Here is a 13,891-nt window from a genome sequence, read left to right as displayed (position 1 = left end):
CAGGCCTTTTGGGGATGCAAGCGCTTAAAATCATTTCGCCACTCACTTTTTTTCGCGCCCGAAACAAGTGCCCGGATCAAGCCTGCGTCGCGGCCGGCGGAAGCACCGCTTCGGCGCGGAAATCCGGCACGACGGTGCCGAGGATCGACAGAACCCGCTCGCCGTCGCCGGCCCGCGCAGCCGCTTCCAGCTCGCCCACGGCGCGGTTGATCAGCGCATAGTCGATCAGCCGGGGGGAGGCGAGGAAGACGCCGTCGGCCTCGGTGCGGCTCGGCGCCTCCGCCGCGGTCAGGATTTCCTCGAACAGCTTCTCGCCGGGACGCAGGCCGGTATAGGCGATCTCGATGTCCACTCCGGGGCGGTAGCCGGCCAGCCGGATCATCTGGCGGGCGAGGTCGGCGATCTTCACCGGCTCGCCCATGTCCAGCACCAGGATCTTGCCGCGATCCTCCGCCCGGGTGGCGCCATGGGCGGAGGCCTGCAGAACCAGCTCCACCGCTTCGCGCACCGTCATGAAATAGCGGCGCATGTCCGGATGGGTGACGGTCAGCGGACCGCCCTTCGCCAACTGCCGGGTGAACAGCGGCACCACCGAGCCCGAAGAACCCAGCACATTGCCGAAGCGCACGGTCATGTAGCGGGTGGCATGATCCGTCCCGTCGCGCGGCGGCAGCACGTCCAATGCCTGGCAATAGGTCTCGGCGAAGCGCTTGGCCGCCCCCATCACGCTGGTCGGGCGGATCGCCTTGTCGGTGGAGATCAGCACCATGGCGAGGCAGCCGGCGGCGCGCGCCGCATCGGCCACGTTGCGGGTGCCGATGACGTTGGTGAGCGTGCCCTCGCACGGGTTGGCTTCCACCAGTGGCACATGCTTCAGCGCCGCGGCGTGGAAGACCAGGGCAGGGCGCTCCTCCTGGAACAGGCGCATGATGCGGTCGCGGTCGCGCACGTCGGCGATCACCGGGCGCGGATCGAGGTCGGGGAACCTCTCCCGCACCTCCATCTCGATGCTGTAGAGGTTGAACTCCCCGGCATCGAGCAGGATCAGCCGTTCCGGCCCCAACGCGGCGATCTGGCGGACCAGCTCGCTGCCGATGGTGCCGCCGGCGCCGGTGACGATCACCCGCCGACCGCCGACCAGTCCGGAAATGGCGCCGCGGTCCAGCACCGCCTGCGGCCGGCCCAGCAGGTCCTCCAGCGCGATGGGTCGAACCTCGACACCCTTGCCCTCGCCGAGCGCCGACTTGAACTCGGTCAGGCTGGGCAGGCGCGACAGGACCAGCCCCAGCGCCTCCGCCCGGTCGAGCAGGCTGCGCAGGGTCGATCCCTTCAGCTCGGCATTGCCCTTGGTGACGATCAGCCGCTGCGGCCGCTCGTGCTTGCGCTCCAGCGTCTGGACCACCTGCTCCAGATCGTCGGGACCGCCCAGCACCGGCACGCCGCGTACGGCATGGCCGACCCGCCGTCCCTTGTCGTCGAGGATGCCGACCACGCGATAGGCCGACTGGCCCGGCTGGTCGAGCGAGCGGATGAACAGCTCGGCCGCGTCGCCGACGCCCAGCAGCAGGACGGGAATGCGCGGCACGCCCTCCACCGCCTCGGCCCAGCTGAAGCGGCGGTCCTTCAGGAAACGGTAGGCGAAGCGCGGCCCGCCGAGCAGAAGCATCTGAACCAGCCACAGGATCGGCGGCAGGGAGCGCGGCAGCAGTTCGGCGCGCGTCAGCAGGAACATCGCCAGCACGAAGCACAGGACCGCCACCGTGACGGCGCGCACCACCTGCATCAGATCGGGAATAGAGGCGTAGCGCCAGATGCCGCGGTACAGCCCGAACAGCAGGAAGACCGCTGCCGAGACGCCGACCAGCACCGGCAGCGCGATGGTCAGGGCGTCGAAATACAGGCCGAAGGCGGACCCGCCCACCCGCAGGTAGAGAGCGACGACCAGCGCGACCCCGGTCATCACCAGATCGTGCAGGAAAACCAGGGAGGCCCGTGCGGACGGGATGCGCATGCCGCTAAACCTTGTTCATTCGTTCGGCCGTGGAAACCGGCGGGCTGGAGCCGGCCATGGCTGTTCCAGCCCGGAAATCAGCCGCGGGAAGCTTTGAACCATTCCGCGGTGGCGCGCAACCCGGACGCAAGGTCATGGGGCGGGCGCCAGCCGAGCCTTTCGCGGATGGGGTCGTCATCCACCGTCAGCGTGCCGGCCAGCCGGTCGAACACCGCCCGGGTGCCGGTCAACGCCGCTCCCAGCGCCATCAGTCCGCGCGGCACCGGGACCAGCCGCGCCGGTCGGCCGAGCGCTTCGGCGATGGCGCGCACCAGATCGGCGGTCGAAACCGGCTCCCCATCCTGGACCAGGAAGGTCCGGCCGGCGGCGTCGGGGTGTTCCAACACCGTCACCACCGCGTCGGCGAGGTTGCCGACATAGATCAGGCTGCGCCGGTTGTGGATGCCACCCAGCGGCAGCGGCAGGCCGGTCGCCACCAGCTTGACCAGGGCGCGCATGTTGCCGGCCGTGCCTGGGCCATAGACCAGAGGCGGCCGGATCACCGCCACCTCCATGCCGGTGCGGGCGGAGATTGCCGCCAGCCCGCGTTCGGCCTCCAGCTTGGAGATGCCGTAAGGGCTGTGGGGATCGGGCATCGTCGCCTCGTCCAGCGGGGCGGGGCGGCTTTCATCCACCATCGCCTTGATGCTGCTGAGGAAGACGAAGCGCCTTACCCCGGCCGCCGCCGCCTGCTCCGCCAGCCGGATCGTGCCGGCGGTGTTGACGCGGCGGAACTCCGCCAGGGGGTCGGCGGCCTGGTCGCGCATCACATGGACGCGGGCCGCCATGTGGATCACCGCGTCGATGCCGGCCAGCGCCGCGGTCCAGTCGGTGCCGGGGCCGATGTCGCCCACCGCCGCCGGCTCCCATGGCCCCTCCTGCGGGGTGCGCAGGGCGGCGCGCACCCTGTGCCCGTGGGCGGCCAGCAGAGGGATGGTGTGGCGGCCGACGAAGCCGGTGGCGCCGGTCAGAAGAACGCGCATGGGAAGGACGGTCCAGGCTGGATTCGGTTGGTGCAGTCAAGCATGCCTTAGTATCCGGTTTGGCCGGGTGGTGCCACGGCACAAAGCCCCAAGACCCTTTTCCAGCTTTCGGTCGGGGATCGGAATGGCTATAAGCTGGAGAGGGACGCGTGAATAAGGACGCTACCAAGACATGTCACATACCGTCGACGGTGCAAATGATCGGCACAGCCGGATCATCATCGTCAGCTTTAATTGCGCAGACTTCGTCAATCGCGTCATTGGCTGTCTGCTCGACCAGACCGATCCCGCCTTCGAGGTGGTGATCGTCGACAATGCCTCAAAGGATGTCGACGGCATTGCCTTGCCCGCCGATCCGCGCTTTCGCATGGTGCGGATGGACACGAATGTCGGCTTTGCCAAGGCGAACAATGTCGGTGCTGCCGGCGCCACCGTCCCCTGGATCGTCACGCTGAACCCCGACGCCTTTCCGCGCCGCGACTGGATGGAGCGGCTGCAGGCCGCCGCCCAGGCGCAGCCCGATGTGGCGATGTTCGGCTCGACCCAGCTCTTCTCGCACGATCCCCGGATGATCGATGGCGAAGGCGACCAGTATTCGATCTTCGGCTTCGCCTGGCGGGTCAACTACCGCCGCATGCTGAAGCCGCCCTATTACAGCGGAGCGGTCTTCTCGCCCTGTGCCGCGGCGGCGATGTACCGGCGCGACTATTTCGAGGCGGTCGGCGGTTTCGACGAGGATTTCTTCTGCTATTGCGAGGATGTCGACCTCGGCTTCCGCATTCGGCTCAGCGGCGGACCGGCGGTGCAGGTCGGCGACGCGGTGGTCGAGCATGTCAGCAGCGGCGTGTCCAAGCAGTACGGCACCTTCGCCCAGTATCACGGCGTCCGCAACCTGGTGTGGACGATGGTGAAGAACATGCCGTTGCCGCTGCTGCCGCTGGCCTTCCTCGGCCATTCGCTGCTGGTGGTCTATCTGGTGTTCCGCAGCGTGGGCAGCGGGCGCACCGGCGCCATCGGCCGCGGCATCCGCGACGCGCTGCGCGGACTACCGGGCATGCTCGCCAAGCGCCGTGCCATCCAGCACGACCGCAAGGCGACGCTTGGGCAGGTTGCCCGCATGATCGCCTGGAACCCTCTGCTGCTGAAGACGCGTGGCCGGCCGGGATGCCGGCTGTCGCGCCGGTCAGACCAGCCGCCAGCCGTGGGTGTTGAAAAAGCGTAGGGCGGAGCGGGCGAACATCCGGATGTGCGCGCCGCCCTTGCGCGCCGCCTTGCCGCCGAAATGCACCATGCGGACATCCGGCACATAGGCGATCTCTCCCAGCGCCATCGCCCGGCGCGACAGGTCGAAATCCTCGAAATACAGGAAATAGCCGTCGTCGAAGCCGCCCAGCCGGGTCAGCGCCTCGCGCCGGAACAGCATGAAGGCGCCGCTGACCTGCTCCAGCCCGGTCACGACAGCGTCGCGGGTGACGTCGCGCATCTCGTATCGGTCGAGCCGCCGGGCGAACATCCGCTTCACGGAGCCGGGCGCGAAGGCGCGCAGACCCAAATCCAGCACGGTCGGCCGTCGCTTGCACAGGAACTCCTGCTCGCCCGACGGGCCGAACACCTTGGGCGTCAGCAGCACGGTGCGCGGATGCGCCTCCATGTAGCGCCAGCCGGCCAGCAGCGCGTCCGGCTCCAGCAGGATGTCGTAGTTGAGGATCAGGTGGTAAGGCGCGTCGCCCTGCCGGATCGCCAGATTGTGGCCGGCGCCGTAGCCGACATTGCCGTGCCCGGCGATCAGTGTCACCGGCGGCCGGCCGGTCTCCGCATAGCGGTCGAGCAGCGCCTTGAATGGGTTGGGGCCTGAGTCGCTACCCTCCGGCGCGCCATTGTCGACGATCCACAGCCGGGTCCGTACGCCGGCTCCCTGCGCCAGCCGGTCGGCGGCGGCACCAATGGTGTCGAGCGAGCGGGCCAGCAGTTCCGGATCGGGATGGTAGAGGACAACGGACAGGTCAAGGAAAGCGCTGCTCATCGGATCACGCCTTCGCCATGCGAGTCAGCGTCGCCAGCAGCAGTGCGACGGCGACCGCCCCCGGTGCCAACGTCCAGGCGCCAAAGCTGCCGGCGGCCAGTGCTGCGGCGACCAGGACGAGGCTGTAGGCGATGATCGTCAACACCACACGGTCGTGCCGGCCCACGCCCTTGGCGGCCTTCTGATAGAAATGCTCGCGGTGGGCCTGCCAGATCTTCTCGCCGCGCAGCAGGCGGCGCAGCAGCGTGATGGTGGCGTCGGTCAGGTAATAGGCCGGCAGGATCAGCGCCGCCGCCCAGTCGCCGCGCGCCGCCAGCGAGGTGAGAAGAAAGGCGAGGATATGGCCGAGCGGGATGCTGCCGACATCCCCCATGAACATGCGCGCCGGCCGCCAGTTGTGGGTCAGGAAGCCTGCCGCGGCTCCGGCCAGCGCCGCCCCGGCAACCCCGGTCAGGCCGAAATCGCCCATGACCAGCGACACCAGCGCAACGCCGCCGCCGATCAGGATGGTCTCGCTGCCGGCCAGCCCGTCGATGCCGTCCATGAAATTGTAGAGATTGACGAACCACAGCCACAGAAAGGCAGTCGCCGCCCGGTCCAGGCCCCAGGGCAGCCAGCCCTGCCAGACCAGTTGGTCGGCAGGCAGCGCCAGCAGCCCAAATGCCACCGCCAGCGCCTGCACCGCCAGCCGCAGCAGCGGCGACAAGGTGCGCCGGTCGTCCATCCACGACACTCCCATCAGGGCCAGCGTGCCCAGTAGAACGGCCCCGGTCTCCAGCGGCCGCCCCAGGACGAGTCCAGCGATGGCGAAGACCGGCACCACGGTCAGCATCACCGCCCATCCGCCGCCGCGCGGGGTGGGGGCCTGATGGCTCGACCGTTCGTTCGGGATGTCCAGGATGCTGCTGGCGAGGAGATAGCGCAGCACCCGCGTCGACAGATACCAGCCGACGGCCAGACACAGCAGGAAGACACCGATCAGCGCGGTCGAATAGGCGGTGGAGGTCATGGTGGCTCGGATGGTGGAGGAAAGGGACGGTCAGAGCTTGTGGTAGCCCTTGTACCACTCCACGAAGCGGGGCAGGCCGATCTCAATGGGGGTCTTGGGCTCGAAGCCAAGCAGTTGGCGACTCAATTCGATGTCGGCGGCGGTCTCGTGCACGTCACCGGCCTGCATGGGCTCCATCACCTTCACCGCCTCGCGGCCCAAAGCCTGCTCCAGCACGCCGATGAAGCGCATCAATTCCTCGCAGCGGTTGTTGCCGAGGTTGAAGACGCGGTGCGGGGCGCCGGTTTCCGCATCCACCGGGGCGGGGCGGTCGAGGGCGGCCAGCACGCCGGCGACGATGTCATCGATGTAGGTGAAATCGCGCTTCATCTTGCCGTCGTTGAAGACGCGGATCGGCCGGCCGGCGGTGATGGCGTCGGCGAACAGCCATGTCGCCATGTCCGGGCGGCTCCACGGACCGTAGACCGTGAAGAAGCGCAGACCGGTCATCGGCAGCTGATAGAGATGGCTGTAGGTGAAGGCCAGCATTTCCGCCGCCTTCTTGGTGGCGGCATAGACCGAGACCGGGCTGTCGACGCGGTCCTCCACCGAGAAGGGCATCTTGCGGTTGGCGCCATAGACCGACGAGGTCGACGCATAGACGAAATGCCGCAAGCCCGGCATGCGCCGCGCCGCCTCCAGCAGCGTCACCTGACCGGTGACGTTGGCGTCGACATAGGCATAGGGGTTCTCGATGGAGTAACGTACGCCCGGTTGTGCTGCCAGATGGACGACGCCGGTCACATCATTGAGCTGCGGCCACAGACCCTCCACCGTCGCGCGGTCGGAGATGTCGGCCTTGATGAAACGGAATCCGTCGCGGCCGGTCAACCGGGCCAGCCGCGCCTCCTTCAGCGCCACCGCGTAATAGCCGTTCAGGTTGTCGATGCCGAGAACGCTCTCCCCGCGGTCCAGCAGCGCAGCCGCGACATGCGATCCGATGAAGCCGGCGGCCCCGGTGACGAGGATGGTCATGGTCCGACACCCTTATGAAGATAGTCCGTCGGTCTTATGCCCCAGCGGCGGTTGGCGCGCCAGCCTCCATCCACGGGCCTCCGGTGACCGGTTCGCACGCTTGACAGCCCATCCGCCCTGCCGGTCTACTGCGCGACCGCGACACATCAGGACCGATGGGACGATCGATGCCCCCGAAGAAGAATCCGCTGAACCTGAACCCGCTGCAGCTGCGCACCCTGACCCTGCTGCAGGAGATCGCCCGCCTGGAGAACAAGCCGGCCGAGGACGAGGAGGGTGGTTTCCAGATCACCTCGCTGCCGCATGCCCACGGCAACCATTTCCATCTCGGCCATGCCGTGGTCGCCGCCAAGGACGCCACCGGCCTGCAGAACGACGCGGTCTGGACCATCCTGGAGCGCAAGGGCATCGTGAAGCGCACGCCCGCCGCCGCGATCCTGACGGCTGCCGGCGTCGAGTACGACACCGGGCTGCGCGACCAGATCCTGCACCATTCCGACCACTGACATCCGGGGTGGAGCCGCGCCGATGGACGACACCGCCGAAACCTCGGCCCCGCCGCCGGCCCCGGTGAAGCCGAAGCCGGCGGTATCGGGCCGCGACGAACGCCTTGCCGCCCGCCTGCGCGAGAACCTGCGCAAGCGCAAGGAACAGGCGCGGCAGCGGGGGGAGTAGTCCCTCTCCCGGAATCGTCCCTCTCCCGTGCTTGGGGGGAGGGACGATTCCGCCCAGGCCAAACCGTTCAGGCCAAATCCTTCCTGAACCAGAATCTGCCTGTGCCCCGGCGGATAACCCTCCATCTCCGCCCAGACTTCGTAGCCTTGCTTCGGGTAGAAGCCGGGCGCCTGGAAATCGTAGGTGTAGAGCCGCGACCAGCGGCAGCCGCGGGCCTTGGCCTCCGCCTCCGCCGCGGCCAGCAACCGGCCGCCGAGACCGCTGCCTCGCGTGGAGTCGTCCACCCACAACAGGTCGACATACAGCCAGTCCCAGTTGGTGTAGCCGACCAGTCCGCCCTTCAACGCGCCGTCCGTGTCGCGGGCGGCAACCACCAGATCGCGGCGGTCATAGGCGCGGCCAAGCGACGCCTCGTTGTAGGCGCGCAGGCCCTCGTAGATTCCGGCCAGGTCGGCCGGGGCGGGGGTGTCCGTCACGGACAGGATGAAGTTCTGGCTCATGGATGCCGAGCTTAGACGCCGCGGCGGCGAAGACCAGCGCCGTGATAAAGAACCGTCCATGCGCGCCAAGCGGCCCACCTTTCCTTGAGCGCCGCCGCGTGCTCGGCTACAAACCAGCCTTAACGACCCCTCCATCCAATCGATACGCCAAGGAGTACCCCCGCGATGGGCATCATGCCGGACAGCTGGATCCGCGAGATGGCCGAGACCAAGGGCATGATCGAGCCCTTCGTCGAGACCCAGAAGCGCGAAGGCGTGATTTCCTACGGCGTGTCGTCCTACGGCTACGACGCCCGGGTCGCCGACGAGTTCAAGATTTTCACCAACGTCGACAACGCCATCGTCGACCCGAAGCGTTTCGACGATTCGAGCTTCGTCGACCGCAAGACCGAGGTCTGCATCATCCCGCCGAACAGCTTCGCGCTGGCCCGCACGGTGGAATATTTCCGCATCCCGCGCGACGTCCTGGTCATCTGCCTGGGCAAGAGCACTTATGCGCGCTGCGGCCTGATCGTGAACGTCACCCCGCTGGAGCCGGAGTGGGAAGGGCACGTCACGCTGGAGATCTCCAACACCACCCCGCTGCCCGCCAAGGTCTATGCGAACGAGGGACTGTGCCAGTTCCTGTTCCTGAAGGGCGACAGCGTGTGCGAGGTGTCCTACGCCGACAAGTCCGGCAAATACATGGGGCAGAAGGGCGTCACGCTGCCCCGGCTCTGAGCACTCCTCTCTGAACGCCTTCAAAAGCGTATCCGCGAAAGAAACAGGTCCATGGACAAGATCCGCATCCGCGGCGGCCGCCCGCTGAACGGCTCCATCACCGTTGGTGGCGCCAAGAACGCCGCCCTGCCGCTGATGACGGCGTCTCTTCTCACCGACGAGACGCTGACGCTGACCAACCTGCCGATCCTGGCCGACATCAACACGCTGTGCAATCTGCTGCTGCAGCATGGCGTGGCGATCCACATGGCCGGGGCGGGCGGCGATTGCGCCGGCCGCGCCGTGGACTTCACCGCGCGCGACATCACCAACACCACCGCCCCCTACGATCTGGTGCGCAAGATGCGCGCCAGCGTGCTGGTGCTGGGTCCGCTGCTGGCCCGCTGCGGCGAGGCCAAGGTGTCGCTGCCCGGCGGCTGCGCCATCGGCGCGCGTCCGGTGGACCTGCACATCAAGGGTTTGGAGGCGATGGGCGCCGACATCCGGATCGATGCCGGCTACATCGTCGCCAAGGCCCCGGCGGGCGGTCTGCGCGGTGCGGAATATGTTTTCCCCAAGGTGTCGGTCGGTGCGACCGAGAACCTGCTGATGGCGGCCACGCTCGCCAAGGGCACCACCATCCTCGTCAACGCCGCGCGCGAGCCGGAGGTGACCGACCTCGCCGAATGCCTGGTCAAGATGGGGGCGAAGATCATCGGCATCGGCACCGACCGACTGGTGATCGAGGGTGTCGACCGGCTGCATGCCGCCCGCCACATGGTGGTGGCCGACCGCATCGAGACCGGCACCTACGCCATGGCCGCCGCCATCACCGGTGGCCGTCTTGACATCATGAACACCCGTCTCGATTTGATCAAAGCGGCGGTCAAGGCGCTGGCTCCGGCCGGCGTCGCCTTCGAGGAGATCGAGAACGGGATCCGCGTGTCGCGCGCGAACGGTGAACTGCATGGCGTCGATGTGATGACCGAGCCGTTCCCCGGCTTCCCCACCGACCTTCAGGCCCAGATGATGGCCCTGATGTGCACGGCGACGGGGGCCGCGATGATCACGGAAACGATCTTCGAGAACCGGTTCATGCACGCGCCGGAGCTGACCCGCATGGGCGCGCGGATCACGGTCCACGGCTCGTCGGCACTGGTGCGCGGCGTGGAGCGGTTGACCGGCGCGCCCGTGATGGCGACGGACCTGCGCGCTTCGGTGTCGCTGGTGCTCGCCGGGCTGGCGGCGGAGGGGGAGACGACGGTCAACCGCGTCTACCACCTCGACCGCGGCTATGAGCGGGTGGAGGAGAAGCTGGCTGCCTGCGGTGCGGAGATCGAGCGCATCCACGGCGGCGACGAGTAAATGGCGGGGGCGCCCCTCCCGCCATCCCCTGAGGTTGGCCTTTCCCGAGAGGTGCCCCCGAACATGACGGCCCCAGCCATGACCCCGATCCGCCTGCGCGCCGAAGACGAGGAGGATCTGAAGGTCGTCTCCGCCTGCCTGCAGGACGCCATCCTGCCGGTCGGCGACATGTGCTTTCAGCCCGACGAGAAGCGGTTCGTCATGGTCGTCAACCGCTTCCGCTGGGAGGCCGCCGACAGTCCGCGCCCCGGCCCGTCCGCCGATGATGACGATCTGGCCCCCTACGAGCGGGTCCATTGCGGCCTGCGGGTAGAGGGGGTCACCGGTGCCAAGCTGCGCGGCTTCGACCTGAAGGAGCGCGGCCGCATCATGGAACTGCTGTCGATGGAGACGGTGGAGGGCGGTGTCGCCCTGCATTTCGCCGGCGGCGGCTGCGTCCGGCTGGATGCGCCGTCCTGGCGCGTGATGGTGGAGGATCTGGGCGAGCCCTGGCCCACCGGCTGCAAACCCTGTCACCCTGACGAACCGGCCTGACCGCTTCGCGGCTGGTCCGGAGCGCAGGTGTTCAGCGCTCCGCCACCTGGGTGTCGGTGTGAAGACGGCGAATCACGTCCTGCGCGGTCTTCTTGTAGGTCACCGTGTCCTCGTCCTCGCCAGCCGACAGCTGCGAGCGGCGGACGGTGAAGAACCGGTGGCCGACATCCAGCATGCCGCTGGCCTCGACCAGGATGCTGGTGTCCTTGCCGTCGGCGCTGGGCGAAACGGAAACGATCTGGCCCAGCTCCTCGCCGAGCAGACCGGTCACTTCGAGCCCGACGAGGTCGTCGCCGCCGCGCGGATCCGCGGCCTGAGCCGACTCGATATGGGCGAATGGCAGGGTTGCCGCCAGCGCAAGGCCGGCCAACAGGGTCTGGAACCTCATGATTTCGGCTCCCATCGCTGATGTGTGTCTCGTATGTCACAATCAACATGGGAATTGCGGAACGGTTCCCAGGGAACCATCCAGGGGTAATCCGGTTTGTGCGGCATGACCCTCAGTGAAGGACGTGCCCCGATGGCCCAGAAACTCGATGGAAAGACCGTTGCCGTGCTCGCCACCGACGGCTTTGAACAGGTGGAACTGACCGAACCGGTGAAGGCGCTGCGCGATGCCGGCGCCACCGTTCATGTGGTCGCCCCCAAGAGCGGGCAGATCCAGGGGTGGAATCACCATGACCGCGGCGACATGGTCGATGTCGACGTGACTCTCGATCAGGCCGATGCCGGACGATACGACGGGCTGCTGCTGCCGGGCGGGGTGATGAACCCGGATTCGCTGCGGCTGGAGCCGAAGGCGATCGAATTCGTGAAGAGCTTCGTGGAGACCGGCCGCCCCATCGCCGCGATCTGCCACGGCCCCTGGACGCTGATCGATGCCGGCGGCGTGCGCGGCAAGCGCATGACCTCCTGGCCGTCCTTGCAGACCGACCTGCGCAACGCCGGCGCCAGCTGGGTGGACGAGCAGGTGGTGACCGACCACGGGCTGGTTACGTCGCGCAAGCCGGACGACATTCCGGCCTTCTGCCGCAAGATGATCGAGGAGTTCAGCGAAGGCCGCCACGCCGGTCATCGCCACGCGGCGGAGTAAGGGCGCAGATTTGCTCCCTGCCTATCCCTCTCCCGCGATGCGGGGGAGGGAAGGAGCCCATGCGAAACATGGGAAGGGAGGGGGAATTCCTCCCCCAACCAGAACCTACGCCGTCACCAGCGGCGACAAGCCGTTCTGGATGGCCCACACCGCGGCCTGCGTCCGGTTCTGTGCGTTGATCTTCCGCATCACATTCTTGAAATGCATCTTCACCGTCAATTCGGTGATGTGCAGGTTGCGCGCGATGGCCTTGTTCGACTGGCCGGCCAGCAGGCAACGCAGGATCTGGACCTCACGCTTCGACAGGTCGCCGCTGGGCGGCATGGTGATCGGGATGGGGTTGTGCTGCGGCCGTTCGTTGGCGGCGGCCATCAGCAGGCCGGCGACATGGGTGGGATAGACCACCTCGCCCAGCATCACCAGCCGCAGGGAGCGCAGCAGGCTCTCGCTCGACATGCTCTTGTTCAGATAGGCGTCGGCGCCGGCCTTCAGCGACTGCGACAGGCTGCGGTCGGCGATGGTATCGGCCAGCACGGCAATCCGGGCGGAGGTGCCGTCACGCAACCTCCGGATGCCGGCAATCTCCTCCGGCATGCCATCCTGCAGCGCCAGCACGATCAGGTCGGGTTCCTCGCCGTCGGCAATCAGGTCGAGCGCGTCGTCGGCGCTGGCCGCGTGGGTGCTGACCCGGAAGGGGCCGCCGCCGATCAGCGTTGCCAGTGCCGCAGAAAACAGCCGGTCGTGGTCGACCAGCATCACAGTCCATGTCGTCATCGATCATCCTCCGCTGAGCCGCCCTTTTTCCGGGCAGCGGCGATCCCCCCTTTTGTTCCGTGCCTGAAGGTCCAGGAAAAGGACCGGACCGGTTGGCCCGGTCCGCACGGACTCCGAACATAGAAAATTAGAACAATATTGTTCGGAACAGCGGGCTTTACGCTTCATGCTGCGATGATTTATACGGTTCATTAACCAACAGCGCAAGGTGAGAACAGGAAAGTCACAGCCAATAGATCGGATTTGCGGTGAAAATGATCGTAGATCCATTCATTCGATATTTAGGGGTAGCTGCGCCAAGGAGCGGCGCGAATGAACCGCTTTCCCATTGGGGCTTTTTGGTGTTCTTGGCCCTAACTGAGGAGCGGTCCGCTGAGAATAAGGGGACACGATGGAGTTCGAGCTTCAAGCGCGCGGTGGTTCGCGTAGCGCGGGCAATCCCACGCGGATTTTTCTGGTGGTCGACGAGCAGCCGATGGTCCGCCATGGCTTCGCGCTGTCCATCGGCGAGATCTGTCCTGGGACGCGCGTGCTGGAGGCCGGGTCGTTGGATGAAGCGCTGAACATCGGCCGCCGAACTCCCGAGCTGGCCCTTGTCCTATACGACCCCGGCCCGCCGCGCGTGGATGAGGATGACGCGGGCGGTGGTGCCATCGCCGGACTGCGCCGTCTGAAGGAGGCTCTGGGCGAGGTACCGGTCCTGATCCTGACCAACTCCGACGAGGTGGCCGACATCGTCGACAGCGTTCGCATGGGCGCCCGCGGCTATGTGCTGAAGACCAGCCCGCCGGAGGTGCTGGAGCATGCCATCTCGCTGGCGCTCAGCGGCGACATCTTCCTGCCGCTGCCGCGTGCCGTGCTGAACGGGGCGCTGGCCGAGGGGCCGCGCGGCAACGACGACATCCTGGACCGGCTGACCGACCGCCAGCGCGACGTGTTCGAGCTTTTGCTGGCCGGCCACTCCAACAAGGAGATCGCCCGCGGCCTTGGCGTGCTGGAAGGCACGGTAAAGGTGCATGTGCGCGCCATCATGCAGAAGCTCGGCGTGCGCAACCGCACCCAGGTGGCGGTGGTCGCCGCCCGCAACGGCTGCTTCACCGGAGAAGGCTGAAGAGTCCGCATTGCCTGAACGGCCCCGCTTCCGGCAGACTGGCGACCCTATGATCCAGTCA

15 protein-coding genes and 1 pseudogene are annotated in these 13,891 nt (G+C 67.2%); 8 read left to right on the top strand and 8 right to left on the bottom strand.

The annotated features are described in order from the left end of the window. Nucleotides 1–76 precede the first annotated feature (76 nt). On the bottom strand, nucleotides 77–2,011 hold the full coding sequence (locus tag ACWPN8_RS12010) for a polysaccharide biosynthesis protein (RefSeq protein WP_492240899.1): 1,935 nt from the start codon (nucleotides 2,009–2,011) through the stop codon (nucleotides 77–79). 77 nt (nucleotides 2,012–2,088) lie between these two features. Then, nucleotides 2,089–3,033: a UDP-glucose 4-epimerase family protein gene (locus ACWPN8_RS12005; protein ID WP_492240898.1), complete on the bottom strand. Its 945-nt coding sequence runs from the start codon at nucleotides 3,031–3,033 to the stop codon at nucleotides 2,089–2,091. A gap of 172 nt (nucleotides 3,034–3,205) precedes the next feature. On the opposite strand from ACWPN8_RS12005, the gene ACWPN8_RS12000 reads away from it, so the two are divergent. Continuing rightward, nucleotides 3,206–4,255: a glycosyltransferase family 2 protein gene (locus ACWPN8_RS12000; RefSeq protein ID WP_492240897.1), complete on the top strand. Its 1,050-nt coding sequence runs from the start codon at nucleotides 3,206–3,208 to the stop codon at nucleotides 4,253–4,255. On the opposite strand, the gene ACWPN8_RS11995 is transcribed toward ACWPN8_RS12000, so the two are convergent. From ACWPN8_RS11995 to ACWPN8_RS11985, 3 genes are read right to left on the bottom strand one after another with little or no spacing between them, the layout of a single operon-like run. After that, nucleotides 4,217–5,056 (bottom strand): glycosyltransferase family 2 protein, encoded by an 840-nt coding sequence (locus ACWPN8_RS11995; RefSeq protein ID WP_492240896.1) that lies wholly within the window; start codon nucleotides 5,054–5,056, stop codon nucleotides 4,217–4,219. The genes ACWPN8_RS12000 and ACWPN8_RS11995 overlap by 39 nt on opposite strands. Nucleotides 5,057–5,060: 4 nt before the next feature. Next, complete coding sequence (locus ACWPN8_RS11990; RefSeq protein ID WP_492240895.1) at nucleotides 5,061–6,065, bottom strand: MraY family glycosyltransferase; 1,005 nt, start codon at nucleotides 6,063–6,065, stop codon at nucleotides 5,061–5,063. 30 nt (nucleotides 6,066–6,095) lie between these two features. Further along, nucleotides 6,096–7,079, bottom strand: coding sequence for an NAD-dependent epimerase/dehydratase family protein (locus tag ACWPN8_RS11985; RefSeq protein ID WP_109096164.1), 984 nt, complete (start codon nucleotides 7,077–7,079; stop codon nucleotides 6,096–6,098). Between the two features lie 167 nt (nucleotides 7,080–7,246). On the opposite strand from ACWPN8_RS11985, the gene ACWPN8_RS11980 reads away from it, so the two are divergent. Both ACWPN8_RS11980 and ACWPN8_RS11975 read left to right on the top strand, forming a co-directional pair. Then, entirely contained in the window at nucleotides 7,247–7,585 is a 339-nt protein-coding gene (locus ACWPN8_RS11980; protein ID WP_109096163.1) for a hypothetical protein, read from the top strand. Nucleotides 7,586–7,607: 22 nt separating this feature from the next. Next, nucleotides 7,608–7,754 (top strand): hypothetical protein, encoded by a 147-nt coding sequence (locus ACWPN8_RS11975; RefSeq protein WP_492240894.1) that lies wholly within the window; start codon nucleotides 7,608–7,610, stop codon nucleotides 7,752–7,754. Nucleotides 7,755–7,951: 197 nt separating this feature from the next. On the opposite strand, the pseudogene ACWPN8_RS11970 reads toward ACWPN8_RS11975, so the two are convergent. After that, nucleotides 7,952–8,254 (bottom strand): annotated as a pseudogene (locus ACWPN8_RS11970) (GNAT family N-acetyltransferase); the annotation flags it as partial. 165 nt (nucleotides 8,255–8,419) lie between these two features. Here ACWPN8_RS11970 and dcd point away from each other — a divergent pair. From dcd to ACWPN8_RS11955, 3 genes are all read left to right on the top strand, one after another. Continuing rightward, nucleotides 8,420–8,974, top strand: coding sequence for a dCTP deaminase (gene dcd / locus ACWPN8_RS11965; protein ID WP_109096161.1), 555 nt, complete (start codon nucleotides 8,420–8,422; stop codon nucleotides 8,972–8,974). Nucleotides 8,975–9,025: 51 nt separating this feature from the next. Next, nucleotides 9,026–10,318, top strand: coding sequence for a UDP-N-acetylglucosamine 1-carboxyvinyltransferase (gene murA, locus ACWPN8_RS11960; RefSeq protein WP_492240893.1), 1,293 nt, complete (start codon nucleotides 9,026–9,028; stop codon nucleotides 10,316–10,318). A 63-nt stretch (nucleotides 10,319–10,381) separates the two neighbouring features. Then, nucleotides 10,382–10,852, top strand: coding sequence for a DUF2948 family protein (locus tag ACWPN8_RS11955; protein ID WP_109096160.1), 471 nt, complete (start codon nucleotides 10,382–10,384; stop codon nucleotides 10,850–10,852). 31 nt (nucleotides 10,853–10,883) lie between these two features. On the opposite strand, the gene ACWPN8_RS11950 is transcribed toward ACWPN8_RS11955, so the two are convergent. Further along, entirely contained in the window at nucleotides 10,884–11,240 is a 357-nt protein-coding gene (locus tag ACWPN8_RS11950; RefSeq protein WP_109452382.1) for a hypothetical protein, read from the bottom strand. Nucleotides 11,241–11,372: 132 nt separating this feature from the next. Here ACWPN8_RS11950 and ACWPN8_RS11945 point away from each other — a divergent pair, with 132 nt between their 5' ends. Then, nucleotides 11,373–11,945, top strand: a complete 573-nt coding sequence (locus tag ACWPN8_RS11945) for a type 1 glutamine amidotransferase domain-containing protein (protein ID WP_492240892.1) — start codon at nucleotides 11,373–11,375, stop codon at nucleotides 11,943–11,945. A gap of 105 nt (nucleotides 11,946–12,050) precedes the next feature. Here the strand turns inward: ACWPN8_RS11945 and ACWPN8_RS11940 are convergent, their stop codons facing one another. Further along, nucleotides 12,051–12,719, bottom strand: a complete 669-nt coding sequence (locus ACWPN8_RS11940) for a LuxR C-terminal-related transcriptional regulator (RefSeq protein WP_492240891.1) — start codon at nucleotides 12,717–12,719, stop codon at nucleotides 12,051–12,053. Nucleotides 12,720–13,176: 457 nt separating this feature from the next. Here ACWPN8_RS11940 and ACWPN8_RS11935 point away from each other — a divergent pair, with 457 nt between their 5' ends. Continuing rightward, a complete protein-coding gene (locus tag ACWPN8_RS11935) occupies nucleotides 13,177–13,830 on the top strand; it encodes a LuxR C-terminal-related transcriptional regulator (RefSeq protein WP_492240890.1) in 654 nt (217 codons plus the stop codon). Nucleotides 13,831–13,891: the final 61 nt, after the last annotated feature.

The organism is Azospirillum sp. UENF 112521, assembly GCF_058780665.1.
The sequence above is the reverse complement of the archived record's forward strand: the minus strand, read 5'-3'. Positions and strand labels throughout refer to the sequence as shown.

Excerpts from the sequence above, each read along its gene's own strand:
- ACWPN8_RS11945 (WP_492240892.1), top strand. The coding sequence starts at position 11,373 with ATGGCCCAGAAACTCGATGGAAAGACCGTTGCCGTGCTCGCCACCGAC.
- ACWPN8_RS11975 (WP_492240894.1), top strand. The coding sequence starts at position 7,608 with ATGGACGACACCGCCGAAACCTCGGCCCCGCCGCCGGCCCCGGTGAAG.
- ACWPN8_RS11940 (WP_492240891.1), bottom strand. The coding sequence starts at position 12,719 with ATGACGACATGGACTGTGATGCTGGTCGACCACGACCGGCTGTTTTCT.
- ACWPN8_RS11980 (WP_109096163.1), top strand. The coding sequence starts at position 7,247 with ATGCCCCCGAAGAAGAATCCGCTGAACCTGAACCCGCTGCAGCTGCGC.
- dcd (WP_109096161.1), top strand. The coding sequence starts at position 8,420 with ATGGGCATCATGCCGGACAGCTGGATCCGCGAGATGGCCGAGACCAAG.
- ACWPN8_RS11995 (WP_492240896.1), bottom strand. The coding sequence starts at position 5,056 with ATGAGCAGCGCTTTCCTTGACCTGTCCGTTGTCCTCTACCATCCCGAT.
- ACWPN8_RS11955 (WP_109096160.1), top strand. The coding sequence starts at position 10,382 with ATGACGGCCCCAGCCATGACCCCGATCCGCCTGCGCGCCGAAGACGAG.
- murA (WP_492240893.1), top strand. The coding sequence starts at position 9,026 with ATGGACAAGATCCGCATCCGCGGCGGCCGCCCGCTGAACGGCTCCATC.
- ACWPN8_RS11990 (WP_492240895.1), bottom strand. The coding sequence starts at position 6,065 with ATGACCTCCACCGCCTATTCGACCGCGCTGATCGGTGTCTTCCTGCTG.
- ACWPN8_RS12010 (WP_492240899.1), bottom strand. The coding sequence starts at position 2,011 with ATGCGCATCCCGTCCGCACGGGCCTCCCTGGTTTTCCTGCACGATCTG.
- ACWPN8_RS12000 (WP_492240897.1), top strand. The coding sequence starts at position 3,206 with ATGTCACATACCGTCGACGGTGCAAATGATCGGCACAGCCGGATCATC.
- ACWPN8_RS12005 (WP_492240898.1), bottom strand. The coding sequence starts at position 3,033 with ATGCGCGTTCTTCTGACCGGCGCCACCGGCTTCGTCGGCCGCCACACC.
- ACWPN8_RS11950 (WP_109452382.1), bottom strand. The coding sequence starts at position 11,240 with ATGAGGTTCCAGACCCTGTTGGCCGGCCTTGCGCTGGCGGCAACCCTG.
- ACWPN8_RS11985 (WP_109096164.1), bottom strand. The coding sequence starts at position 7,079 with ATGACCATCCTCGTCACCGGGGCCGCCGGCTTCATCGGATCGCATGTC.